This window comes from Frigoribacterium sp. UYMn621, assembly GCF_040549525.1.
GTDB lineage: Bacteria > Actinomycetota > Actinomycetes > Actinomycetales > Microbacteriaceae > Lacisediminihabitans.
In genome coordinates, this window is record NZ_JBEPTM010000001.1 from 192,600 (window position 1) to 217,095 (window position 24,496).

The 24,496-nt window shown below is 66.7% G+C and carries 24 protein-coding genes and 1 tRNA gene; 13 read left to right on the plus strand and 12 right to left on the minus strand.

The window, feature by feature from the left end; genetic code table 11:
* Positions 1-4 precede the first annotated feature (4 nt).
* From ABIB54_RS00980 to ABIB54_RS00995, 4 genes are all read left to right on the plus strand, one after another.
* Positions 5-883 (plus strand): alpha/beta hydrolase, encoded by an 879-nt coding sequence (locus ABIB54_RS00980; protein ID WP_354573659.1) that lies wholly within the window; start codon positions 5-7, stop codon positions 881-883.
* A gap of 234 nt (positions 884-1,117) precedes the next feature.
* Positions 1,118-1,723 (plus strand): TetR/AcrR family transcriptional regulator, encoded by a 606-nt coding sequence (locus tag ABIB54_RS00985; RefSeq protein ID WP_354573660.1) that lies wholly within the window; start codon positions 1,118-1,120, stop codon positions 1,721-1,723.
* Positions 1,713-2,762 (plus strand): lipoate-protein ligase LplAB, encoded by a 1,050-nt coding sequence (gene lplAB / locus ABIB54_RS00990; RefSeq protein ID WP_354573661.1) that lies wholly within the window; start codon positions 1,713-1,715, stop codon positions 2,760-2,762. The genes ABIB54_RS00985 and lplAB overlap by 11 nt, the downstream gene beginning before the upstream one ends.
* 60 nt (positions 2,763-2,822) lie before the next feature.
* A complete protein-coding gene (locus ABIB54_RS00995) occupies positions 2,823-3,131 on the plus strand; it encodes a hypothetical protein (RefSeq protein WP_354573662.1) in 309 nt (102 codons plus the stop codon).
* A gap of 193 nt (positions 3,132-3,324) precedes the next feature.
* Here ABIB54_RS00995 and ABIB54_RS01000 read toward each other — a convergent pair whose 3' ends face one another.
* Positions 3,325-3,612, minus strand: coding sequence for a GNAT family N-acetyltransferase (locus ABIB54_RS01000; RefSeq protein WP_354573663.1), 288 nt, complete (start codon positions 3,610-3,612; stop codon positions 3,325-3,327).
* A gap of 69 nt (positions 3,613-3,681) precedes the next feature.
* Between ABIB54_RS01000 and ABIB54_RS01005 the strand changes: the two genes are divergently transcribed.
* Positions 3,682-4,533, plus strand: a complete 852-nt coding sequence (locus ABIB54_RS01005; RefSeq protein WP_354573664.1) for a DNA-methyltransferase — start codon at positions 3,682-3,684, stop codon at positions 4,531-4,533.
* Positions 4,534-4,543: 10 nt separating this feature from the next.
* Here ABIB54_RS01005 and ABIB54_RS01010 read toward each other — a convergent pair whose 3' ends face one another.
* Positions 4,544-5,188 carry a CG0192-related protein gene (locus ABIB54_RS01010; RefSeq protein ID WP_354573665.1) on the minus strand — a complete coding sequence of 215 codons (645 nt, stop codon included), beginning with the start codon at positions 5,186-5,188 and terminating at the stop codon, positions 4,544-4,546.
* Between the two features lie 130 nt (positions 5,189-5,318).
* Positions 5,319-5,858: a flavodoxin family protein gene (locus ABIB54_RS01015; protein ID WP_354573666.1), complete on the minus strand. Its 540-nt coding sequence runs from the start codon at positions 5,856-5,858 to the stop codon at positions 5,319-5,321.
* A gap of 133 nt (positions 5,859-5,991) precedes the next feature.
* On the opposite strand from ABIB54_RS01015, the gene ABIB54_RS01020 reads away from it, so the two are divergent.
* Positions 5,992-7,488, plus strand: coding sequence for an FAD-dependent monooxygenase (locus ABIB54_RS01020; protein ID WP_354573667.1), 1,497 nt, complete (start codon positions 5,992-5,994; stop codon positions 7,486-7,488).
* 8 nt (positions 7,489-7,496) lie between these two features.
* On the opposite strand, the gene ABIB54_RS01025 is transcribed toward ABIB54_RS01020, so the two are convergent.
* The 6 genes from ABIB54_RS01025 to ABIB54_RS01050 form a co-directional block, all read right to left on the minus strand.
* A complete protein-coding gene (locus ABIB54_RS01025) occupies positions 7,497-8,519 on the minus strand; it encodes a LacI family DNA-binding transcriptional regulator (RefSeq protein ID WP_354573668.1) in 1,023 nt (340 codons plus the stop codon).
* A 42-nt stretch (positions 8,520-8,561) separates the two neighbouring features.
* Positions 8,562-10,001 (minus strand): GH1 family beta-glucosidase, encoded by a 1,440-nt coding sequence (locus ABIB54_RS01030; protein WP_502917056.1) that lies wholly within the window; start codon positions 9,999-10,001, stop codon positions 8,562-8,564.
* Positions 10,002-10,030: 29 nt separating this feature from the next.
* Positions 10,031-10,894, minus strand: coding sequence for a carbohydrate ABC transporter permease (locus ABIB54_RS01035; protein ID WP_502917029.1), 864 nt, complete (start codon positions 10,892-10,894; stop codon positions 10,031-10,033).
* Complete coding sequence (locus tag ABIB54_RS01040) at positions 10,891-11,850, minus strand: carbohydrate ABC transporter permease (protein ID WP_354573670.1); 960 nt, start codon at positions 11,848-11,850, stop codon at positions 10,891-10,893. Before ABIB54_RS01040 ends, ABIB54_RS01035 begins: the two co-directional genes overlap by 4 nt.
* Positions 11,851-11,934: 84 nt before the next feature.
* Positions 11,935-13,212: an ABC transporter substrate-binding protein gene (locus ABIB54_RS01045; RefSeq protein WP_354573671.1), complete on the minus strand. Its 1,278-nt coding sequence runs from the start codon at positions 13,210-13,212 to the stop codon at positions 11,935-11,937.
* Positions 13,213-13,474: 262 nt separating this feature from the next.
* Positions 13,475-15,433 carry an MDR family MFS transporter gene (locus tag ABIB54_RS01050; protein WP_354573672.1) on the minus strand — a complete coding sequence of 653 codons (1,959 nt, stop codon included), beginning with the start codon at positions 15,431-15,433 and terminating at the stop codon, positions 13,475-13,477.
* Positions 15,434-15,597: 164 nt separating this feature from the next.
* Between ABIB54_RS01050 and ABIB54_RS01055 the strand changes: the two genes are divergently transcribed.
* Positions 15,598-16,389, plus strand: a complete 792-nt coding sequence (locus tag ABIB54_RS01055) for a M15 family metallopeptidase (RefSeq protein WP_354573673.1) — start codon at positions 15,598-15,600, stop codon at positions 16,387-16,389.
* A 40-nt stretch (positions 16,390-16,429) separates the two neighbouring features.
* On the opposite strand, the gene ABIB54_RS01060 is transcribed toward ABIB54_RS01055, so the two are convergent.
* Together ABIB54_RS01060 and pgm are read right to left on the minus strand one after the other, a co-directional pair.
* Positions 16,430-17,056, minus strand: a complete 627-nt coding sequence (locus ABIB54_RS01060) for a L,D-transpeptidase (RefSeq protein ID WP_354573674.1) — start codon at positions 17,054-17,056, stop codon at positions 16,430-16,432.
* 149 nt (positions 17,057-17,205) lie between these two features.
* Entirely contained in the window at positions 17,206-18,825 is a 1,620-nt protein-coding gene (gene pgm, locus ABIB54_RS01065; protein ID WP_354573675.1) for a phosphoglucomutase (alpha-D-glucose-1,6-bisphosphate-dependent), read from the minus strand.
* 163 nt (positions 18,826-18,988) lie between these two features.
* Between pgm and pheA the strand changes: the two genes are divergently transcribed.
* From pheA to ABIB54_RS01080, 3 genes are all read left to right on the plus strand, one after another.
* Positions 18,989-19,924 carry a prephenate dehydratase gene (pheA, locus tag ABIB54_RS01070; RefSeq protein WP_354573676.1) on the plus strand — a complete coding sequence of 312 codons (936 nt, stop codon included), beginning with the start codon at positions 18,989-18,991 and terminating at the stop codon, positions 19,922-19,924.
* Between the two features lie 80 nt (positions 19,925-20,004).
* Entirely contained in the window at positions 20,005-20,466 is a 462-nt protein-coding gene (locus tag ABIB54_RS01075) for a hypothetical protein (protein ID WP_354573677.1), read from the plus strand.
* The gene (locus ABIB54_RS01080) at positions 20,463-20,741 is read left to right on the plus strand and encodes a hypothetical protein (RefSeq protein WP_354573678.1); all 279 of its coding nucleotides are present in this window, start codon (positions 20,463-20,465) and stop codon (positions 20,739-20,741) included. The genes ABIB54_RS01075 and ABIB54_RS01080 overlap by 4 nt, the downstream gene beginning before the upstream one ends.
* Here ABIB54_RS01080 and ABIB54_RS01085 read toward each other — a convergent pair.
* Positions 20,719-21,699: a diacylglycerol/lipid kinase family protein gene (locus ABIB54_RS01085; RefSeq protein WP_354573679.1), complete on the minus strand. Its 981-nt coding sequence runs from the start codon at positions 21,697-21,699 to the stop codon at positions 20,719-20,721. The two genes, ABIB54_RS01080 and ABIB54_RS01085, sit on opposite strands and share 23 nt — an antisense overlap.
* Before the next feature lie 38 nt (positions 21,700-21,737).
* Between ABIB54_RS01085 and serS the strand changes: the two genes are divergently transcribed.
* From serS to ABIB54_RS01100, 3 genes are all read left to right on the plus strand, one after another.
* Positions 21,738-23,003, plus strand: a complete 1,266-nt coding sequence (gene serS / locus ABIB54_RS01090; RefSeq protein ID WP_354573680.1) for a serine--tRNA ligase — start codon at positions 21,738-21,740, stop codon at positions 23,001-23,003.
* Positions 23,000-23,800, plus strand: coding sequence for an HAD family hydrolase (locus ABIB54_RS01095; RefSeq protein WP_354573681.1), 801 nt, complete (start codon positions 23,000-23,002; stop codon positions 23,798-23,800). Before serS ends, ABIB54_RS01095 begins: the two co-directional genes overlap by 4 nt.
* 584 nt (positions 23,801-24,384) lie before the next feature.
* Positions 24,385-24,469: transfer RNA gene (locus ABIB54_RS01100), tRNA-Ser, on the plus strand.
* Positions 24,470-24,496: the final 27 nt, after the last annotated feature.

The following is a 24,496-nucleotide window of genomic DNA, read 5'->3' on the forward strand; positions in this document are numbered from 1 at the left end:
TCAGATGGTCCAGTTCACCGCCACGCGACACGAGCGCACGTTCGTCGACTCGGACGGCGTGACGATCCACTTCTTCCACTGGAAGGCGGGCAAAGCGATCGGCGTCGTACAGATCGCGCATGGGCTCGGGGAGTACGCGGCGCGATACGAGGAGCTCGCACAGCGGCTCGTCGCTGCCGGCTACTCCGTCTACGCTGACGACCACCGCGGACACGGTCAGACCGGCCTCGAGCAGTGGGGCGGGGATCACTCTCAGCTCGGCAAGCTCGGACCGGGGGGCATCCGCTCCACGATCCGTTCGGTACGGGAGCTGCTTCCGATCATCAGGCACGAGAACGAGGGACTACCGCTCGCGCTGCTCGGGCACAGCTGGGGCTCGCTCATCGCGCAGTCGATTGTCAACGAGCACGCGGATGACTACGAGGCCCTGATTCTCACGGGCACCGCCTACCGCACCCTCATCCACATGAACGGCGGCGACCTGGCGAAGAGGCACGCCCATCTCGGCAGCACCGGTTACGAGTGGCTGAGCCGGGATCAGGCGGTCGGACAGGCCTTCCTCGACGATCCCCTCACCTTCAAGGCCAACGGCATGAAACTCTTCGGAGTGATGGACAGCCTTCGCCTGCTCGGCCGCCCGGCGAAGAATCTGGCCAGGGACATCCCGGTGCTCATCATGATCGGCAGCGAAGACACCCTCGGCGGAGCGAAGAGCGTCGAGTTGCTCGCTCACGAATACCTCACCAGGTCGAAGCTCAGCGACGTGAAGCTGATCATCTACACGGATGCCCGACACGAGGTCTTCAACGAGATCAACCGGGAAGAGGTCTTCGCCGACACCATCGAGTGGCTCTCGACCCACCTGGCACCGGCGGTCGAGTAGCGCCTTCCAGGGCACGTAGCGAGACCCGCTGACACGGGCCCCGATACGCCCAATCGCGGGTTCACTTGCCCAGGAACCCCGGTGGGGCGGCGTTCACTTCTGCTTAGTGCGACCGCAGCATCCCGTGCGGCGCGCCCTCGATCTCCCCGTAATCAGCCGACGAGCGGATGGCCGATCGTTCTCTTCCCTCCCCGCCTAGAGAACGTACGTTCTCAAGGCGCCTAGAGTGGATGTGTGGTCGATGAACAGGTGAGAGAGCGGGTGCTGGAAGCAGCCGACCGCCTGTATTACACACGGGGCATCCAGTCCGTGGGGATGGACGAGCTGAGGCTCGCTTCCGGCGTCTCGTTGAAGAGCCTCTACCGGACCTTCCCCTCCAAGGCCGCAATCGTGCTCGAGGTGCTCGACCGGCGCCATGCCCTGTGGACGGATGGCGTCACCGAGCGGGTCGCGGCGGCCACGACGCCACGCGACAAACTCCTCGCCATCTACGACTATCTCGCGGACTGGTTCTTGGACGACACCTTCCGCGGCTGCGGGTTCATCAACGCGTTCGCGGAGCTCGGTTCGATCTCCCCGGAGGTCGCCCGGCGCGCGCGGGAGCACAAGGCGGGATTCCAGGAGTACGTCGCCCGGCTGGTGGCCGGTGCGGGCGCGGATGCGTCCCTCGCTCCGCAACTCTCCATCCTGGCCGAGGGTGCCCAGACCACCGCGGCCATCGCGGGCACCGGCGAAGCGGCCGGTCACGCCCGACGCGCGGCGGGCATCCTCATCGATGCCGCCATGCCCGCAGCCCTAGGCTGGAATCCGCGCGACGAAAGGCACAACAATGCACGGTGAGTACAAGGTCCCCGGCGGAAAGCTCGTGGTCGTCGACCTCGACGTGATCGACCACCGCATCGCCAACTTCCGGCTCGCCGGCGACTTCTTCCTCGAGCCGGACGACGCGCTCGCGCTGATCAACGACGCCGTCAACGGTCTCGCCGAAGACAGCGACGCCTCCACGATCTCGTTCGCGGTGCAGGGTGCCCTGCCCGACGACGCGATGATGCTCGGATTCTCGCCGGATGCGGTGGCGGTGGCCGTGCGCCGTTCGCTCGCCCGGGCCACCAGCTGGACCGACTACGACTGGCAGCTCATCCACGGAGCCGCCTATCCGCCCGTGCTGCAGATGGCGATCGACCAGGTGCTCTCGGAGGAGGTCGGCGCCGGTCGCCGCAAGCCGACTCTGCGCATCTGGGAGTGGAACGAGCCCGGTGTGGTCATCGGCAGCTTCCAGTCGGTGAAGAACGAGGTCGATCTCGACAACGCCGCGAAGTATGGCTTCCAGGTGGTGCGTCGGGTGAGCGGCGGCGGCGCCATGTTCATGGAGGCCGGATCGGTCATCACCTATTCGATCTACGCACCGACGGACCTCGTGCACGGCATGACCTTCGCCGACTCCTATGCCTTTCTCGACGAGTGGGTCATCACCGCGCTCAAATCGCTGGGGATCGATGCCTCCTACCAGCCGCTCAACGACATCACGAGCCCGAGTGGAAAGATCGGCGGAGCCGCCCAGAAACGACTCGGCACCGGAGCGGTGCTCCACCACGTGACCATGAGCTACGACATGGATGGCGACCGCATGGTGGAGGTGCTGCGCATCGGCCGCGAGAAGATGAGCGACAAGGGCACGAAGAGCGCCAACAAGCGCGTCGATCCGCTGCGCAGCCAGACCGGACTGAGCCGTGCCGAGATCATCGAGCGCATGGAGCAGACCTTCACGAGGCTGTACGGCGCGACCGCGGATGACGTCACAGCCGACGAGCTTGCCCGCGCGAAGCAGCTCGTGGAGGAGAAGTTCGCAACAGAAGACTGGCTCTACCGGGTGCCGTGATTCGGCGATATCCGCCGAAAGGATGACCCCATCCGCCGGAGCGTCCCGTAACCTTGACGGGTGAACTGGTGGATCTTCGGGGGTGTGGTCGTCGGCCTTGTGCTGTTCGGCATCCTCGGCCAGCGGTTCGGGCTCATCGACATCGTCGGAAAGAGCAAGGCGCGCAGCGCCGGAAACGGTGCCGGACTGATGGGCATCGGGGACGAGATCTTTGCACCGGCCCGACACGAGGCGGCGATCGAAATGGATCGCCAGACCATCCTGCCCGCCCCCGCTCCGGTTGCCGGCGATCCGGCGCGCCCCTCGGAGGAGGCCGGAATCTACCGCGGGCGCGTCACGATCGACCTCGGCCGCGCTCCGCGCGAGTAGCGCGCGGAGCGCACTTCAGCCCGCCTCGGAACGCGAATCCCCTGCGTCAGCGAGTGGCCGAGGGCGGATGACACCGCCGACACGCTCGTCGCAGGGAGCGACGCGCCGGCTCCCCGGCCAAAAATCCGCCCTCAGCAAGCCGTTCGCCGAGAACCGCCTATCGGGCGAACTGCCCCGGGCTGCCGCCAGACCCTCAGGCGCGTTGCTCGAGCTCCTGGTATTCCGGATGACGACTCAACCAGGTCACGACGTACGGGCATTCGGCCACCACGCGGTAGTCCGTGTCGGTGCGGATGTGATCGAGCACCGATTGCACCATCTCCGAGGCGAGACCGGCACCGCGCATCGACGGATCGATCTCGGTGTGGGTGATGTGGATGTCACGGTCCACGAGCTGATAGTCGGTGAGTCCGACCTCGACGCCGTCTTTGTTGAAGACGTAACGGTTCTGGGCTGGCAGGTGCTGCAGGGCAGTGGACATCACTCGAGACTACGGTCGACGGCGGGGCAGCGCAAAGGGATTGACTTGGGGGTGCGGGAGAATAGGAGGATGCCCGCCGCCTGGACGCCCGAATCGCCCGATCGCGTGATCCACGGCGACAATCTCGAGGCCGTTGCCGCGCTGCCCGACGGGGCATTCACCGTGGTCTACCTCGACCCGCCGTTCAATACCGGGCGCTCGCAGGCCCGGCAGTCCACGACGAGCGTGCGTAGCGCATCCGGTCCGATCCGCGGGTTCAAGGGGCAGCAGTACGAGCGCATCCGCGGTGACCTGATGAGCTACGACGACCACTTCGAGGACTACTGGACCTTTCTCGAGCCGCGGCTCGCCGAGGCCTGGCGGTTGCTCGCCGACGATGGGACGCTCTACCTCCACCTCGACTATCGCGAGGCCCACTACGCCAAGGTGTTGCTCGACGCGCTCTTCGGGCGGGAGAGCTTTCTCAACGAGATCATCTGGGCCTACGACTACGGCGCCAAGTCGAAGAATCGCTGGCCGACGAAGCACGACACGATCCTGGTCTATGTGAAGAATCCGAAGGGGTACTACTTCGACTCGACCACCGTCGACCGCGAGCCCTACATGGCACCGGGGCTCGTCACACCGGAGAAGGTCGCGCTCGGCAAGCTGCCGACCGACGTCTGGTGGCACACCATCGTGTCGCCGACCGGTCGGGAGAAGACCGGCTATCCCACACAGAAGCCGGAGGGCATCCTGCGCCGCATCATTCAGGCCTCCACCCGCGAGGGTGACTGGGTGCTGGACTTCTTCGCCGGCTCCGGCACGACCGGCGCGGTCGCCGCATCCCTGGGCCGCCGTTTCGTGCTCGTCGACGAAAGTGCGGATGCGCTCGCCGTGATCCGCGCGCGGCTCACGAAGGCAGGCGTCGCGTTCGAGTAACGCCGAACTCTCAGTCGACGCTCACCCAGACCAGCTGTCGTGGCTCGTCCTGGCCGGCCCAGATGCCGGAGAGCGAGTGCTGCGCGCCAGCGGCCGGAGTGACGGCCGGGTCGAGCACACGAGCCACGACGACCCGCAGACCACCGGACTCGACCTCGGTGGTGCCGATTCCGTGCCGGGGCGAGGTCACGTCGACGAGTTCGGGAACGTCCGTCCCGGCGCGCCCGCTGCCGACCACGCGAGCCGAGGATTCCCGCCCGACCCTCTCGCCGTCCACCTCGAAGTACTCGTCGGCCTGCACGCCGCCGGTGATCGCCGCCGCGGCCACTGCCGCGAGGTAGACGGGATCCCCGGTGCCGTCGTAGACCCACCGTCGACCGAGCACCGAATGCTCCGTGGTGCCGATCAGTGATTCGGCAGCCTCGGCCAGCGGAGCTGCCCGGTAGGTGAGGGGAATCTGCAGCACGCTTCCGTCGTCGACACCGACGAGGATGGTCTCGATCCCGACCTCGCCGGCCGGATCGTCGAATCGGAACGACGCCAGGTTCGTGAGCGCCGCGGTCGTTCCGGCGGCGAACCACGGCTGGGTCGGCGCCCAGGCGGCGATGAGCTCGAGTTTGGATGGGCGCAGTTCGGCGCGGTGCAGGAGGGCCATGGTCTCGATTGTAGGCAGTTCGAACCGGTGAGGTCCGGTGCGAGAGCCCGGTCACCCGCCGCGACCCTGCGGAATCACGGCGGGCTTTTCATCGTCGTCACCTCGAGCTAGGCCGGAACATCGGTGCCGGTCAGCGCTTCGGGCTCACCGCCGCCGCAGCGCCGAGGTTCGCGCCCCACTCGCGCGCCCGGGCCAGTTCCCCTTCCTCGAGCACGGTCTCCTTCGAGACGAGGAAGCTGGCGGCGGGAATCACCGCTCGCGCGCCGCGCTTCGTGAGCTCACGCTCGACGTGGCCGGATGCGGCTCCGGAGAGGATGCGCGCGACATCCATCCGGGTGTCGAACGCGGCGCACAGGGCGGGAACGGTGTCGAGCCCGTCGATCCACTCGCGCACGCCGGTGCCCGGGGCCGTCGGTTCCAGGGTGACCGACTTGAGCGGGTCGGCGGCCCAGTTGCGGGCCTCCTCGCGCGAGACCGGCCGGCTCATGCCGTGCACGTGGGTCGGGCCGCCCACCACCAGGAGTGACGCGGACTGCGCGGCATCCTTCGCCCCGGGTTCGTTGACCGTGAAGGTCGTCACTTCTCCGAACGGGGCGAGCCCATCCGCTATCGCCTCGGCGACCTGACGGGTGTTGCCGAACATGGATTCGAAGACGACGACGATGCTCATGACTCTGCTCTCTTCTGGAGGGTGGTGACTCCCACCCTGAGCCGTTCGAGGGGCGGCGGCAGGGTCGAAAGTCCCCGAGTCGAGATCGCTGGCCCGGAGGAGAATCGAAGGCAGCCACGCGGAAGGATGCGACGTGCCCCGCCAGACCGACACCGATGTCCTGGTCATCGGTGCGGGTCCGACCGGGCTGCTTCTCGCCATCGTGCTGGCGACTCGCGGCGTCAGGGTGCGGCTCGTGGACCGCAAGGCGGGCCCGACGAGGGAGTCGCGCGCCGTGGTGCTGCAGGCGCGAACCCTCGAGATCTACGACCAACTCGGGCTGGCGGAGCGGATGATCGCGGCGAGCACCGCCACCCGACTGGTGGCGCCGGGGTATGGTCGCCGTCGGTTCGGGGTGCTGGCCATCGGAGCGCTGGGGCGCGGGCTCACCCCGTTCCCCCGGCTCACCGTGCTCGAGCAGAGCAAGACTGAGTCGATCCTCGGCGAACGCCTCGCCGAGCTCTCCGTCCCCATCGAGTGGAATACCGAAGTCGAACCGGCGAAGGACATCGCGGACTCCGGGTCGGTCACCGTCCGGTCGTCGGCGGGGAGGCGGGTCATCCGGGCGAGGTATGTCGTGGCTGCCGACGGGAGCAATTCGCTGGTGCGACGCTCCCTCGGCATCGACTTCGATGGCTCGACCAATCCCCACAGCTTCTTCGTCTGCGACACCGATCACACGAGGGGACTGACCGCGGGCGCCGTGAACCTGCGCCTCGGCGACGCGGAGTTCCTGCTCTCCTTCCCTCTCGGCGCTGACGAGGCGGCAGGGCACCACCGCATCATCGGCCTGCTCCCCGTGCGAGATGGCGGGATAGACGAGGCATCGGCGCGCGCGACCGTCGACGAGGTCTTCGGGGTGAGTTGGAGTGACTCGCACTGGTTCTCCACCTACCGGGTGCAGCACCGGGTGGCATCCTCCTTTCGTCTGGGCCGTGTCTTCCTGGCCGGGGATGCCGCCCACGTGCACTCTCCGGTGGGCGCGCAGGGCATGAACACCGGGCTGCAGGATGCCCATAACCTGGCCCTCAAGTTCGCCGAGGTGATCCGGGGCACCGCCACCGAGGAGTACCTCGATCGCTACGAGGCCGAACGCCGCCCGGTCGCGGTGCGTCTCATCGCCGCGACGGATCGGGTGTTCGGACTCGCGACCTCGAGCACGCGGCGCGCCCGGTTGGTGCGCCGGAGGGTGGCACCGCTGCTCGCACCCCTGGTCATCCGGGTGCTGTCGCGCGTGAGGGGTGCCTCCCGGATCTTCGGCTACCTGTCGCAGACCCGCATCCACTATTGGATGGATGCCGAAGACAAGCAGCGCTCCGGCGGACGCCGAGACCGGGTGGTCGGCCGCCGGCTGCCGTGGACCGGATCCAACTACGACGTGCTTCGCTCCTTCGAGTGGCAGGTCCACGGGTACGGGGGAGCGGATGCCGCCCCGGTCGGTGCCGCGCTGGGAATCGCATTCCCCTCCCCGGGTACGACCGGGCTCACCTCGCACCTTCTCTACCTGGTGCGTCCGGACGGCTTCGTCGCGGCGGCTGCGGCTCCCGCGGAGGCCGCCCGCGCATTCGCGGCGGCGATGCCGACCGCGTAACCGCGGGGCTAGGCGCTGTCGCGCTCCACGATGTGCGTCTCCATGATGCACTGGTGTTCCACGGGTTCGCCGCGCAGCAGGCTGAGCATCATCTGCGCCATCTTCGCACCCATCGCCTCTGCGGGCTGGTGGACAGTCGTGAGCTGGATGGCACCGCTGGACGCCGCCGGGGAATCGTCGAAGCCCACCACCGCGACATCCTCCGGCACGCTGCGACCGCGCTCGCTCAGCACGGAGACGGCACCCGTGGCCATCAGGTCGCTCGCCACGAACACAGAGTCGGTGTCGGGAAAGCGGTCGAGGAGCTCACGCATGGCGCGGGCGCCACTCAGCTGGGTGAAGTCGCCATAGGCGACTCGGTCGACGGCGAGCCCCGCCGCCGCGAGCGCCCGAAGGGAGCCCGCAGCCCGGTCCGCCCCGGCCGGCATGTCGGGCGGACCGGCGATGATGCCGATGTGCTGTCGCCCGCGATCGATCAGGTACTGGGTGCCCCTGGCCGCGGCGGTGGCGTTGTCGACATCCACGAAATATGCCGGCGGATCGTCGAACCGCATCGGACGTCCGTTGTAGACCACCGGAATCGTGTCTTGCAGCGTCGCGAGAAACTCGTTGCCGGAGTGGTGGGACACCACGAAAGCCCCGTCGACGTTGCCACCGGTGAGGTAGCGGATGGTCTTCTCACTCGGTCGGGACTGGGCGAGCTGCAGGGTGAGAACGTAGTCGCTCCGGTCGAGCTCGCGAGTGATTCCCTGCACGATCGCCGCGAAGTAGGGGTCTCCGAAGAAGCGGCTGGTCTCCTCGGGGATCACCAGCGCGATCGCGAGAGTACGGCTGTTGGCGAGCGAGCGTGCCGCCCGGTTGGGACTGTAGTTGAGGGCGCGGATCGCCTCCTGCACCGCCTCGAGCACCTCGGGGCTCACCTGGCTCGACCCGTTCACCACCCGCGACACCGTGGATCGAGACACGCCGGCGGCCGCCGCCACGGCCTCAAGGGTCGGCACGACTCGTCTTGCCGACGGCGCGATACTCATCTGCCCGAAGTCTAACCAGAGCAGGCAGGCCCTCGGGTTGCGCTACAGCGCGCGTTCGCCGATGATCCGCGAGTACTCGATGGCGCTGGCCTTCGGAGTGCGGGCCTGGGTCTCGTAGTCCACTCTCACGATCCCGAACCGCTTGTCGTATCCCCAGGCCCACTCGAAGTTGTCGAGCAGCGACCAGTAGAAGTAGCCCGTCACCGGCACGCCGTCGTCGACGGCATCGAGGATCGCACCAAGGTGCGCGGTGAGGAAGCTTCGACGGTCGACATCGTCGACCGAACCATCCGCCAGCACGACGTCATCGTAGGCGGCGCCGTTCTCGGTGACTGCGATGGCGACGCCGGCCGGGCCGCTGTACTCGTCGTGCACACGACGAAGGAGGCGAGTGAGTCCCTCCGGCTGCACGTCCCAGTCCATGGCGGTCTGCGGAAGGCCGCGCGAGTGCCAGTACACGCCGTCGGCGGCGGGGAATGGTGACCGTTTGGGACGCTCGGATGGTGCGGCGGTGGTGGTCTCCTGCAGTCCCGGCTTCGCGCTCACGAATTCGCCGTGGTAGTAGTTGACGCCGAGGGCATCGATCGGCGTCGAGATGATGCCGAGGTCCCCGGGCTGCACGACGGTCTCGAAGCCGTTGCCCGCGACATCCCGGAGCACGTCTTCTGGATACCGGCCCCGGAAGATCGGATCGAGGAAGAACCGGTTGAACTGGCCGTCGATGCGCCGGGCGGCATCGAGATCTCCGGCGTCGTCGGGGTTGACCGGGTCGGCCACGGTGAGGTTGAGCGTGATGCCGAGCTGCAGCGCGGGGTCGCGCTTGCGGAGTTCCTGCACGACGAGGCCGTGGCCGAGCAGCAGGTGGTGAGCCGCAGCGAGGCCGGCGGGCACGTCCTGCCGGCCCGGGGCGTGCTCTCCGCCGATGTAGCTGAGGAAGGAGGCGCACCACGGTTCATTGAGGGTGGTCCAGGCATCCACCCGGTCCCCGAGCACATCGTGCACCGTCGCCGCGTATTCGGCGAACCGGTAGGCGGTGTCGCGATTCGCCCAGCCGCCCTTCTCCTCGAGGGCCTGCGGCAGATCCCAGTGGTACAGGGTGAGCCACGGCTTGATGTTCTTCTCGAGCAACTGGTCGACCAGCTTGGAGTAGAACGCGAGACCCTGCTTGTTGACCTGCCCGCCGTCCGGGCGCACGCGCGACCAGGAGGTGGAGAAGCGGTAGGTCTGCAGTCCGAGGTCGGCCATGAGCGCGACGTCGTCCGCATAGCGGTGGTAGTGATCGCAGGCGACTTCGCCGTTGTCGGCGTGCACGACGGCACCGGGAACCCGGCAGAAGACGTCCCAGATGGAGTCGGTGCGGCCGTCTTCGTGGGCCGCTCCCTCGATCTGGTACGCCGCGGTCGCGGCTCCGAAGAGGAAGTCCTGCGGAAATGTGCGCGCGGCTCTTGGCTCTGCAGCGGGGGTGATGGTCACGGGGGCCATCCTTTCGGTGATCGTCGTTTCGAAGCTCGTCATCCCTTTACGGCTCCCTGCATTATGCCCGCGACCAGTTGCTTTCCGGCGATCAGGAAGAGGGCGATGAGGGGGAGTGTCGCCAGCAGCACGCCGGCGAGCACGATGGAGTAGTCGATGAAGTAGTTGGCCTGAAGCGTCGCGAGCGACACCGGCAGGGTCGGATTGTCCGCGTTCAGCACGATGAATGGCCAGAAGAAATTGGTCCAGGTGGTGATGAAGGTGAAGAGCGCGAGCATCGCCGCGGCCGGTCGGGCGGAGGGCAGGCCGATGTACCAGAAGGTCTGGAACATGCTGGCGCCGTCGATCCGCCCCGCCTCCACCAGCTCGTCGGGGAGTGCCTGTCCGATGTACTGCGTCATCCAGAACACGCCGAATGCGCTCACCAAAGCCGGCACGATCACCGCGCCGAGGGTGCCGGTCCAGCCGAAGGCCGACATGGCGATGAACAGAGGCACGACGCCGAGCTGAGTCGGCACGGCGGTGGTGGCGATCACGAACACCAGCAGGCCCTTCTTGGCGCGAAACCGCAGCTTCGCAAAGGAATAGCCGGCGAGCGTGGAGAAGAAGACGACGGATGCCGAGACGACAGTGGAGACGATCACGCTGTTGCCGAGCGACTTCCAGAAGTTGACGCTCTGATTTTCGATCACCGATGCGGCGTTGGCGAAGAAGTTGCCGCCCGGCCACCACGACATGTTCGGGTCGTTGATGGTGGACGAGTCCCCGCTTCCGATGAGAAACGACCAGTAGAGCGGAAAGACGGATGCGACCATCACGGCCGCGAGGAACGCATAGACGATCGGGCTCGGGCGTCCGATCGCGATCGGGCGAACGCGGCGGCGGAGGGGGGAGATGGTCACGAGTTGCGTCCTTCGTTGCTGGCGATCCGGCGGGTGATTGCGAGGTTGATGAGCCCGATCAGCACGATCACCAGGAACAGGAGCCAGGCAACCGCGGCGGCTCGGCCGAAGTTGAGCTGGCCCCAGCCCAGGTTGTAGAGGTAGATGGTGAGGGTGAGCCACTGGCTGTTGGCACCCCCGGTGCCGTACTGGTCGAAGAGCCGGGGCTCGTCGAAGATCTGGAGACCGCCGATCGTCGCGGTGATGATCACGAAGATGAGCGTCGGCCGCAACTGCGGGATGGTGATCGAGAAGAACCGCCGCAGTGCGCCGGCCCCGTCGATGGTCGCCGCTTCGTAGTAGTCGCGCGGGATGGCCTGCATGCCGGCGAGCAGGATCAGGGCGTTGTAGCCGGTCCAGCGGAAGTTCACCATGGAGGCGATGGCGAACTGGCTGGCGAGCGGGTTCGAATGCCACTGGATGCCCGGGATTCCGAGGTGCGAGAGCAGGGTGTTGACGAGGCCGTACTTGTCGCCGTACAGGTTGCTGAAGATGAGGGAGACGGCCACCGGCATCACGACGTAGGGCAGCAGCACCCCCATCCGCCAGAAGGTCTTGCCGCGCAGGTTGGTGTCGAGCACCGCGGCGATCACGAGAGCGACCACGATCTGCGGCACCGATGACAGCAGGAAGATGCTGAAGGTGTTGCGAAGGGCGATCCAGAATTTCTGCTGCTGGAGCACCCAGAGGAAGTTGTCACCGCCCACGAAATCGCCCTGGCCCCCGATGAGATCCCAGGCGTGAAGCGACACCCAACCGGTGTAGAGCAGCGGGAACAGACCGACCACGGAGAACAGCAGGAAAAAGGGCGAGATGTAGAGATAGGGCGAGAAGCGGATGTCCCAGCGGCCGAGCTTCTGGCTGAAGGCGATCCTGCGGGGGGTGCGTTGCGCCGCCCGGAGTGTCGAGGTTGTCATGGAGCGAGTCCTAGCTGGATTTGCGGTGGCGAACGAGGGCCGGGTCGCCCGCGAAGGCGAGCGACCCGGGTGATGCTCGACGGACTAGCCGAGAGCCTTGATGTCGGTGACGACCTGGTTCCAGGAGTCATCGATGGACTGGGTGCCGGTCTCGACCCGGGTGAGGCCGTTCTGCACGGCGGTCATGATCGACCCGTACTGTGCACCCTTGAACGGGGTCACTTTCACCGCGTTGGCGCGATCGATGTAGATCTTGCCGATCTCCGCGTCGTTGAAGAAGGTGTTCGTGGCTCCCGTGAGGGTCGGGTCGGTGTAGGCGGCGACCTGGCTCGGGAACGTGCCGGCGACCTTGAACGCCTTGATCTGCTGGGCGGGAGCGGTGATCCAGTCGGCGAGGGCCTTGGCCTCTGCGGTGTGCTTTCCCTGCGTCGGAACGAGCAGGTACGAGCCGCCCCAGTTTCCTCCGCCGTTCGGGAACACGTTGGCGATCTTCCAGTCGGTGAGCTTCGGGGTGTCGCCCTGGATCACTCCGAGCATCCATGCCGGGCAGAGCATCGTCGCGTAGGCGCCGTTGGCCATGCCGGCCGTCCAGTCGGCGCTCCACTGGGTGAGGTGCGATGACTCGGTCGAGCTCGCCTTCAGCACCGACTCGAAGGCCGTCTTGACGTCGGGGTTGGTGGCGGCGATGACCGTGCCGTCGTTCTTCTCGTAGAAATTCTTGTACTGGTTGGCGAGACCCTGGAAGGTGGCTCCGGCCGAGTCGAACCAGGCGGCACCGGTCTTGGCATCGGCGAAGGTCTTGCCGACCGAGTAATAGGTGTCCCAGCCGCCGGTGAGGAGCTTGGAGACGGCGGCTGGATCGGTCGGCAGGCCGGCCTTCGCGAAGAGGTCCGAGCGGTAGCAGATTGCCTCCGGGCCGATGTCTGTGCCGAGTCCGATCTGCTTTCCGCCGGCGACGCCGCCGGCGGTCTTCCAGCTCGAGTAGCGGTCCTTGTTGTCGCTCGAGGCGAGGTCGACGAACTTGTTGGCGTACTTGCGTACCTTGGGCATCCAGTCGCCGTCGACGGCCTCCACGTCACCGAGGCCGGAGCCGGCGGCGAGCTTGGTGAAGAGGTTGGTCTGCGCCGCATCCGATGTCGCCGCCTTGTTCTGCACGACCGTGATGTTCGGGTGGAGCTTGTGGTATTCGGCGAGGAGCGCGTCGTCGTAGCCGAAGTTGTTGAAGGTGGCGAGGGTCAGCGTGATCGGCTTGCTCGAGTCGGCTGCCGGGGTGCCGCCGGCCGAGCATCCGGTGGCGATGAGGGCGAATGCTGCTGCGCCAGCGATGGCGGCAACGGCTGTTGTGCGTCGTGAGAGTTTCACGGTCACTCCTTTGTGTGCGTGGGAAGGGGTTGCTGGAGAAGCGTGGGAGCGCTCCCAAATCAGATTATGGGAGCGCTCCCACGCGAACGCGCTAACCCTACGCAGTAAGTCGGTGGGCTGTCAACAGCGGAAATGCGGCTCGGTGAAAATGCTGGTGAACCGGCCGTGCGCGCCGGGTCCCGGTGGCGGCCCCCGAAGCGCGCACGACGAAGGGGCGGTATCCAGCGAGTGCTGGATACCACCCCTTCGTGGGAAGCGAGGATTAGACCTTCGGAGCGGATCCGACTCTGTCTTCGGCCGATCCGTCACCCGCGCGACCGCTGTCGCTGTCGCTGGCGCTGTCGCTGGCACTGTCGCTGTCGCGCGAGCTGGTGTCGGGCTCGAGCGGCGCGCCCATCATCTCGGCAGCCTGGGTGGCGAGGATCGCGGCGTCCTGATCGGCGACCTCCTGGATGGCCGACTTCTGACGAAGCGGTGTGGCCTTGAGGAAGAAGCTGAGGATGAACGCGGCGAGAACGACCACAAGGCTCACCCAGAAGCCGCGGACCATCGCGTCGGAGAAGCCGTTGAGGAACGGTGCCGCGAGCGCGTGGTTGGCGTTGTTGAGGAACGAGGTGTTGCCGTCGAGAGACGTGGTGGCGCCTCCGCCACCGGCGCTGCCCGGCGTGAACTTCGTCAGCACACTGTCAACGATCTGGTGACGCTGGGTCGCGTTCGACAGGTCGACCTGAGCGGGCAGGTTCTGCGTGATCGGACCGACGATCGAGTCGTAGATCTTCGACATGATGCCCTTGTTGGCCGGTGCGTTGGCGATAGCCGGGTTGAGGGCTGCATCCAGAGCGGAGCGCAGGATACCCTTATCGCTGAAGTTGGCTTTGATCGCCCCACCGACGACGCTGAAGACCACCGAGAAGATCACGGCGACACCGAGCGTTCCGCCGACCTGGCGGAAGAAGGTGGACGACGAGGTCGCCACACCGATATCGCGCGGTCCCACCGAGTTCTGGCTTGCGATGGTGAGCGTCTGCATCAGCTGGCCGAGGCCGAGACCCACCAGCAGCATCGCGCCGGCCAGCACGAGATAGTTCGTGTCGGCCTTGATGGTGGTGAAGAGCAGGAAGCCGAGCACCATGAATCCGGTGCCGATGATCGGGAAGATCTTGTAGCGGCCCGTGCGGGAGATGAGCTGGCCGCTCACGATCGAGGAGATCATCAGACCGAGGATCATCGGAAGCAGCTGGAAGCCACTCTCGGTCGGGGTCGAGCCCTTCACGAGCTGGAGGTAGAGCGGCACCGTGGAGATCGCGCCGAACATACCGAAACCGACGAGCACACCCAGGATCGTGGCGACCGAGAAGGTCGGCGACCTGAACAGCTTGAGCGGGATGAGGGCGTCATCCCCCATCATGCGCTCGGCAACGATAAAGGAGATGATTCCGAGCCCGCCGACGATGTAGCAGGCGATCGCCCCGCCGGAAGCCCAGCCCCAGTCGCGGCCCTGCTCGGCGACGAGCAGCAGGGGAGCGACGGCCATGATCACGGTTGTGGCGCCCCACCAGTCGATGCGCACGCGGCGATTGATGCTGCGCTTCGGCAGGTGAAGGAACCGCAGCACCATTCCGAGGGCGATGATGCCGATCGGGATGTTGATCAGGAAGACCCAGCGCCATCCGTCGATGAAGAGGATGAAGGGAGCCCCGGCGAACAGTCCGCCGATGAGCGGGCCGATGACGCTCGAGATGCCGAACACGGCGAGGAAGTAGCCCTGGTACTTTGCTCGCTCGCGGGGGGCGAGCATGTCGCCCATGATGGCGAGCGGCAGCGCCATGAGGCCACCGGCACCGATACCCTGGATCGCCCGGAATCCGGCGAGCTCGAGGATCGAGGTCGAGAAGCCAGAGGCAACGGAGCCGACGATGAACACAGAGATCGCGAAGATGAAAAGGGGGCGGCGCCCGAAGATGTCGGAGAGCTTGCCGTAGATCGGGGTCGCGATCGTCGAGACGATCAGGTAGGCGGTGGTCACCCACGCCTGCTGGCTCAGGCCATCGAGGTCATCCGCGATGGTGCGGATGGAGGTGCCGACCACGGTCTGGTCGAGGGCGGACAAGAACATGCCGGCCATGAGGCCGTAGAGCACGAAGAGGATCTGGCGGTGAGTCATGATCCCCCCAGACTCGTGGACCTCTTTGGCCCGGGTTGCTGCGTCGACGCGTGACATGGTTCCTCGATCTTTAAGGCGGTGGGTGAGTTAACGAAAATGGCCACTGAGGAACACGCGTCCGACAGTGGCAGAAAATCTTGCGTGGTCTGCAAAGTTACACCCACGGCAAGCCTCATGCAAGTCACGGGGCACCCAGAAACATCGCGGCTACTATCGGGGGAATGTCGCGCCGCTCTTTCCACAGCTCTCTTGTCGCGGTCGTCGCGCTCACTGCCCTGATGAGCCTGGCTTCCTGCGTGGCCGCGCCGGGGAACATCCCCACCCACAGCACGTCGCCGCGGCCCATGTCCAGCACGGTTCCGGGGCCCACCCCGACCCCGATTCCCACCTTCGACAGTCGGGCGTTGTCGATCGACGACGCGACGAGCCTCTGGGTTGTCGTGGACAAAGTGCGGTCGCTTCAACCCGCGTCGTTTGTTCCTCCGGACCTGGTGCTTCCGTCGGTTCCGCATATCTCGAGCAGCGCGTCCTCCGTGATGCGGGCCGAAGCGGCCACGGCACTCCAGTCGATGTTCGCCGCGGCCGCGGCCGAGGGTTCCGGTGCCATGCAGATCCAGAACGCCTACCGCTCCTTCGTCGTGCAGACGAACACCCACAATTCGTTGGTGCGCAGCCTCGGAGAGGCCACGGCCGATGCCCAGAGTGCGCGTCCGGGGTACAGCGAGCACCAGACCGGTCTCGCCGTCGACATTGCGGCGTCCCCGAGCCGATGCGACATCCAGGCCTGTTTCGGCGAGACGCCCCAGGGAATCTGGCTAGCCGCAAACGCTTACCGCTTCGGGTTCGTGCTGCGCTATCCGCCGGACAAGAGCGCGGTCACGGGCTATGTCTATGAACCGTGGCACTACCGGTATGTCGGGGCCGCGCTCGCCACAGAGCTGCATGAATCTGGTCCGACTACTCTCGAGGAGTTCTTCGAACTTCCGGGGGCGCCAGACTACGACGACGAGTGAGGTGCCCAGAGCGGCCCGCGCCCGGGCCAAGCGTGACCGGTCAGCCTCGAACAGTGACGAGCGTGCCGACTGGCGCCCAGCCGAACAGCGCGGTGATAACGGCGAGCGGAACATGGACGCAACCGTGGGAGCCCTGGGTCTTATAGAGGTCACTGCCGTAGGGGAATGTCTGCCACGAGGCGTCGTGGAACCCGATACCCCCATCGAAGGGCATCCAGTACTTCACCGGATCGTTCCATGGGCCGTTCACGTCGTGGCCGGCGAGCACGGTGTTGCGGCTCTTGCCGGTGATGTGGGAAGTGCCGAGCGGGGTCGCGTAGTGCACGTTCGTTATCGCCGATGCGCCGGTCGTGATGGGGCTGTCGGTGAGAAGAGCCTCACCGGTGCACGCCCAGAGGTGCTGCTGTCCGATGCTGATGTAGATGTGCTTGATGCCTGCCGGCGTTCCGGCACAGGGCGCGGGAGCCGGAGGCGCGGCAACCACTGCTTTGGCGACCGGAGCGGGAGTCGACGACGGCGCGGGGGCAGCGTGCGTTGCAGACGTCGTGGGGGCTGGCGTGGTCGATGCCGCGTTGTGCGTGGCGCTGCTGCAGCCCACGAGGGCGATCGCGACGCTCACCGTTCCGGCGATCGCGGCGATGTTTCGCAGGTTGATCAATTTTTTCATCAGCAGTCCTTGCACTCACCCGTGATGTGCCCATCACCTCGGCATCACATAACATAACTCCTCGAAGCTGGTCGTTGGCAGACCTTCTCGCTTGTCGCCCACGATGTGCCCTCTCCCCGGGAGCCTGTTTCCGGGAGGGCATCGGTTCGTCAGGCGCCCAGAGCCGCATCCACGATGGTCTTCGCCTCGGCCTGCACGCGCTTGAGGTGCTCCGCTCCGAGGAACGACTCGGCATAGATCTTGTACACGTCTTCCGTGCCGCTCGGCCGGGCGGCGAACCACGCGTGCTCCGTCACGACCTTGACCCCCCCGATCGCGGCCCCGTTGCCCGGAGCCTCGCTGAGCTTCGCGATGATCGGCTCGCCGGCGAGTTCCGTCGCCTCGATCGCAGAGCCGTTCAGCTTGCCGAGCGCGGCCTTCTGCGCCTTGCTTGCCACGGCATCCACCCGCTCATAGGCGGGAGAACCGTACTTCTCGGTGAGCTCGGTATAGAGCTGGCTCGGGGACTTGCCGGTGACGGCGATGATCTCGCTCGCGAGAAGCGCGAGCAGGATGCCGTCCTTGTCGGTGGTCCAGACGGTGCCGTCCTTGCGCAGGAAGCTCGCCCCCGCCGACTCCTCGCCGCCGAAGGCGACGGATCCGTCGACGAGTCCGGGCACGAACCACTTGAAGCCCACCGGCACCTCCCAGAGGCGACGACCGATCGAGTCGGCGACGAGGTCGATCATCGAGCTCGAGACCAGGGTCTTGCCGATCGCGGCATCCGCACTCCACTGTGGCCGGTGGCTGTAGAGGTACTGGATGGCGACGGCCAGGTAGTGGTTGGGGTTCATGAGACCGCCATCCGGGGTCACGATTCCGTGCCGGTCGGCATCCGCGTCGTTGCCGGTGACCACGTCGTAGTCGTCCTTGTGCACGAGCACGCTCGCCATGACGGATGCCGAGGACGGGTCCATGCGGATCTTGCCATCCCAGTCCAGGGTCATGAATCCCCACTGCGGGTCGACCCCGGGATTGACCACCGTGAGGTCGAGTCCGTAGCGTTCGGCGATCGCGCTCCAGTAATGCACGCTCGCACCCCCGAGCGGATCCGCGCCGATGTGCACCCCCGCTTTCTTGATCGCTTCGACATCGATGATGTTCTCGAGGTCGTTCACGTAGTTGCCGCGGTAGTCGTAGGTGCCGACGCCGGAGGGCTCGGCTCGCTTCACGGCGTGGCTGCCCTCGGCGATGATCTCGTTGGCGCGGTTCGCGATCCAGTTGGTGGCGTCGCTGTCGGCGGGTCCGCCGTGGGGCGGGTTGTATTTGAAGCCGCCGTCGCGGGGCGGGTTGTGACTGGGTGTCACGACGATGCCATCGGCCTGTGCCGCAGGCCCGGAGGCGTTGTACTTGATGATCGCGTGGCTGAGCGCAGGGGTCGGTACGAAGTCGTCGAACTCGTCGACGAGCGCGTCGATGCCGTTGGCGACCAGCACCTCGAGGGCGGTCGTCTGTGCCGGGCGGCTGAGCGCGTGGGTGTCCCCGCCGATGAAGAGCGGCCCGGTGATGCCCTGGCCGGCGCGGTACTCCACGATCGCCTGGGTGATCGCGGCGATGTGCGTCTCGTTGAACGCACTGTCGAGGCTGGAGCCGCGATGCCCGGAGGTGCCGAACACCACCTTCTGCTCGGCGATGCTCACATTCGGCACGAGTTCGTAATACGCCGCGTGAAGCGCGGTGAGGTCGACGAGATCGGATTCCTTGGCGGGCTGGCCGGCGCGTGCGTTCATGCGCCAAGTCTGTCATCCGGTGGCCTTCTGGTCAGAGTCTCTTCGCATAACTCCGGCAATATTTGTGGCGCCCGGCGGCTCGCCCCCCACCACAAGGCTGACTCGCCGCCATCCCTCACGCCGCAGGAGTTATGCCCGGGGGTGAGCCAATAAGCTCGGCGCTATGCCGCATCCGACGAACGCCGACGACACCTACTCGTACCTTGGCCCCGCTGGCACCTTCACCGAGGCCGCGCTCGCCCAGGTTGCGGATGCCGCGGGCAAGACCTGGCAGCCGGTCAACAACGTCGGCCAGGCCCTCGACGACGTCGTCTCTGGGCGCAGCACAGCGGCGATGATCGCGATCGAGAACTCGATCGAAGGCGGGGTGAGTGCGAGCCAGGATGCGCTCGCCAGCATCCCGAACCTGCGCATCATCGGCGAGTACCTCGTTCCGGTGAATTTCGTGCTCGTGGCGCGTCCCGGCACGCGCTTGCAGGATGTGCGGGTCGTCAACGCGCACCCGGTCGCCTATGCGCAGTGCCACCTCTGGCTCGACGCGACCCTGCCGGAGCACGGCCACCTCCCGGCCACCTCCAACGTCGCCGCAGCGGCCTCCCTGCTGTCGGACACGACGGCGGATGCCGCGATCGCCCCTCCCGGAATCACCGACCACTACCCGCTCGACGTGCTCGCCCGCGAGATCGGCGACAACCCCCATGCCGTCACCCGCTTCGTGCTGGTGAGCCGCACGACCCGACTGCCGGTGCCGACCGGGTCGGACAAGACCAGCGTGATCGTGGAGTTGCCGGATGACACGGCCGGGCGGCTGCTCGAGATGCTCGAGCAGTTCGCCACCCGCGGGGTCAACATGAGCCTGCTCGCCTCCCGCCCGATCGGCGACGCCCTCGGGCGCTACCGTTTCGTGATCGACCTCGACGGCCACCTCCATGACGAGCGGGTGGCGGATGCCCTGCTCGGGCTCAAACGATTCAGTCCGAACGTGACCTTCCTCGGGTCGTATCCTCGCGCCGACAAACTGGCCATCACGGTGACTCCGCGCTACGACGATCGGGCCTTCACCGCCGCCCGCGAGTGGCTCGAGTCGCTCGAGTCCTAAGCGGTCCGGGTATCACGGGCGGCACTGCTCTGGCGGCTCGGCGTAGTGACGATCGCTCGAGAATCGAGCATGATGGGGGCATGGAGAGCGAATCACCGTCGATCGACCCTCGCTACCGGCCGGAGTTCCAGCGGGGGTATCGAGGGTCAGTGGCGCCGGTCCCTCTCGTCGCGACACCGCGAGGGGAAGAGCCGGCCAAGGTCGGGATGCCGCCGATAGCGCCAGTGGCTTTCGAATCCGCGGTCGACCCGACGGTGGTCGACCCGGAGGTCGGCGAGCCGGAGCCGTTCCTGCGGAGTCGAAACCCCTACGTTTTCGCGATCCCGATCGTTGCGATCGTGTTCGTCATCTTCGGCACCGGGCTGCTGGTCTCCCAGTTCGTCTGGTCGTACTCCGGCGCCTTCGGGTCCGACAATTCCATCGAGAGGCGATTCAGCGGTGTGCTCTCATACGTCTTCGCGGCCCCGCTCGTCACCGTTGGCTTGGGCTCCCTGGTCGGATACGGATTCTGGCTCGCGGTGCGAAGGGGCCAGCGCCCATGAGAGCCGCGGAACGCGTGCTCATCGCGAGCGTCGGGATCCTTCTCGTGGGCGCAATGGCACTCTCTTGGTACAACGCGAATTCTCCGCAGAGGTTCAGCAACACCGACTCCGAGGTGCCTTGGCCGCTGGTCTGGGCGCAGATCGCGTCATCGGCGGCGTCGATCTTCGCCCTCGTCGGCCTCGCCTCGGCCGCCGGGATCCTCTTCCTGCGCGCCGTCCGATGGACCGTCGGGAGCCCCGACGAGGCTGACCCTACGCCGGAACCTTCACCGTGAGCGCCCCGGGGTCCACCCAGGCGTGCACGGACTTGGCCTCACCGAACTCGTCGCCGTCGAGCTGGAACTCCTGGGGCTGCTCCACCGTCATACGCAGGTCTGTGCCGGTCGCGTAGAGCACGTCCTTCACGTCGGAGGTCAGGTCGATGATCGACCGGCCGAGCGTGCTCTTGCGCAGCACGCCGTTCTCCCAGGCCACCTTGTTCCACACCTTCACCCAGCCGAACGGCCCGCTCGGCTTGAGCGCGGCGATGTCGAGCACGCCGTCGTCGGGCTTCGCGTCCGGCATCAGCAGGATGCCTCCGGGCAGGGCCCCGCAGTTGCCGACGATGATCGTGTGAACGCTCGTCGTGCGCTCCGGCGCCCCGTCGATGCTGAAGCGCAATTTCACGGGCTTGAGGTCGGGCAGGGCACGCACTCCGGCATCGATGTAGGCGAGCCATCCGACCGCCTTCTTGAGCTTGGGGTTCGTGAGCGCGATCATCTTCGCATCGAGGCCGAGGCCCGCCATCACGAGGAAGGCGTGCTCTTCCGAAGTGCCGTCGGCCCGTTCGATCTCGGCTATCCCCACGTCGATGTGGCGGTCGACCCCGGTGAACGCAGCACCGATCGACGCGACCTGGTCGGTGAGCGGCAGCTCGAGGTTGCGGGCGAGCAGGTTGCCGGTGCCGGAGGGGATGAGAGCGATCGGCACCCCGGAGTCACGCAAGGCCTCGGCCACCCCGCGGACGGTGCCGTCCCCGCCGGCGGCGAGCACGACTGCGGCGCCCTGGTCGAGCGCCGTCTTCGTCACGCTCTGCCCGGCATCCTCCACCGAAGTGGGATACCACTGGGTCGTGCCCCAGCCGGCAGCCGCCTCGGCCTCGGCGACATCCGCCTCCAGCCTCGCCAGGTCCACCTTGATCGGGTTGTAGATGACGGCGGCATGGTGGTCTTCGGGCTGCGGGGCGGCGGTCACGTGCTCTACGGTACGGCATTGCTCAATAGACTGGAGGGGTGATTGATCCGCAGCTTCTCCGTGACAATCCCGAGGTTTTCAAGGCATCGCAACGGGCGCGAGGTGAGTCCGACGGGCTCGTCGACGTGGCCGTGGACGCCGATGTGAAGCGACGGTCCGCCATCTCCGAGTCGGAGAGCCTCCGGGCGACTCAGAAGACCCTGGGCAAGCAGGTCGCCCAGGCGACAGGGGAGGAGAAGACCCGGCTGCTCGGGGAAGCCCAGGGGCTCGCCGCCCGCGTCAAGGAACTCGCCCAGGTGGCGGCGGATGCCGAAGCGGAATTCACCCGTTCGGTTCGCGGCATCGCCAACCCCATCATCGACGGCGTACCGGCCGGTGGCGAAGAGAACTTCGTCACCCTTCGGGAGGTCGGCGACAAGCCGGTGTTCGACTTCGAGCCGCGGGATCACCTCGAGCTCGGTGAGAAGCTCCGTGCCATCGACATGACTCGCGGCGCCAAGGTCTCGGGCAGCCGCTTCTACTTTCTGCGCGGCATCGGCGCGCGCCTCGAGATCGCGCTGATGAACCTGGCCCTCGACAAGGCACTCTCCGAGGGCTTCGAGCCTCTCATCACCCCGACTCTGGTGCGGCCGGAGATCATGGACGGCACCGGCTTCCTCGGCGCCCACTCCGACGAGATCTACTATCTCCCCGCCGACGACCTCTATCTCACCGGCACCAGCGAGGTGGCGCTCGCCGGATTCCATTCCGATGAGATCCTCGACCTGTCCGCCGGTCCCGCTCGCTACGCCGGCTGGTCCACCTGTTATCGCCGCGAGGCCGGGTCGGGCGGCCGCGATACCCGCGGCATCCTGCGGGTTCACCAGTTCAACAAGCTCGAGATGTTCAGTTACGTGCTGCCGGAGGATGCCGAAGCCGAGCACGAAAGGCTCGTCTCGTTCCAGGAATCGATGCTTCAGGCGTGCGGCCTCAGCTACCGCGTGATCGATGTCGCCGCCGGGGATCTCGGATCCAGCGCCGCCCGCAAGTTCGACATCGAAGCCTGGGTGCCCACTCAGGGCGAGTATCGGGAGCTCACGTCCACGAGCAACTGCACTACCTTCCAGGCCCGGCGCCTCGACATCCGTTACCGCCTCGAATCGGGCAAGACCACGCCGGTCGCCACCCTCAATGGCACGCTGGCCACCACCCGCTGGCTCGTCGCCATTCTCGAGAGCCACCAGCAGTCGGATGGCTCGGTGCGCGTGCCGCCCGCCCTCCAGCCGTACCTCGGCGGCCTCGAAGTGATGGAGCCGGTCGCGTGACGGAACCCTGGCTGGTCGCGCTCGACATCGACGGCACCCTGATGCGCGAGGACGGCGTCGTCTCTGAGGAGGTGATCGCCGAGGTTCAGCGCGTGCGCGATGCCGGCCACGAGGTGATGCTCGCCACCGGACGCTCGGTCTCGATGACCCTTCCGGTGCTGGAGAAGTTCCAGCTGACCCCGCAGTACGTGGTCTGCTCCAACGGCGCAATCACGCTCGGGCGCGATGCCGAGGCCTCCAGCGGCTATTCCCGCATCGCCGTCGACGCGTTCGATCCGACCGAGGTGCTTGCCACCATCCGCGAGAGCCTCGGCGGTGCGAGCTACGCGGTGGAAGACGAAGAGGGCTTCTACCGTTACACGGGCTCTTTCCCGGACTCGACCCTCGGGGCCACGAGCGAGCGGGTGCCGTTCGAGCAGCTCGGCACGCACCTGGCGACGCGCGTCGTCGTCATCTCCCCCGAGCACCAGATCGAGGACTTCCTCTCCATCGTGGAGAAGATGGGGCTGCACAAGGTCACCTACAACGTGGGCTGGACGGCCTGGCTCGACATCGCTCCGGATGGCGTCAACAAGGCGACCGCCCTCGAGCGGGTGCGCGAGTGGCTCGACATCCCGCGCTCGCGAGTGATCGCGGTGGGCGATGGACGCAACGACATCGACATGCTGCGCTGGGCATCCGACGAGGGTCGCGGGGTCGCGATGGGCCAGGCCCCGGATGAGGTGCTCGCCGTCGCGAACGAGGTCACGCTCTCGGATCTCGACGACGGCATCGCGGAGCTGTTCCGGTCGTTCTGAGCGGGTGCCCCGGGTGGGCGTGGGTGCGTGTGTGTGCGGGTGCGCGCGGGTGCGTGAGTGGTGCGTGCGGGTGCGCGCGGGTGCGTGCGTGAGCGCGTGCTGGTGCGCGCGGGTGCGTGCTGCGTGCTTCTTTGCGCGATCTTTCGTAATCGACTCGGGAGTAGTTGCGGCCTGCACGCCTCAGAACCCGCATCGTCTCCCGACTCGATCTACGCGGGGGTGTCTCTCGATTTCGACTCGGGAGTAGTTGGGGCCTGGGTGCCTCAGAAGTCGCATCGTCTCCCGACTCGATCCGGCGCGCGGGTGTCCCTCGATATCCACTCGGGAGTAGTTGCGGCCTGGGTGCCTCAGAAGTCGCATCGTCTCCCGACTCGATCTACGCGGGGATGTCTCCCGATATCGACTCGGGAGTAGTTGCGGCCTGCGCGTCCCAGAACCCGCATCGTCTCCCGACTCGATTGGCCGATGGATGCTGAGCTGAGCCGCGCCGCGCTGAGCCGCGCCGCGCCGAGCCGCGCCGCACCGTGCTGAGCCGCGCCGCGCCGCGCCGGTCGGCGTGTCGGCTAAGCTCGATCCGTACTTCAGGAGGGCTGTCCGAGCGGCCGATGGAGCCAGTCTTGAAAACTGGTGGGCAGAAATGTCTCTAGGGTTCGAATCCCTAGCCCTCCGCATCACGAGTGCCCCGAAACGCTTATG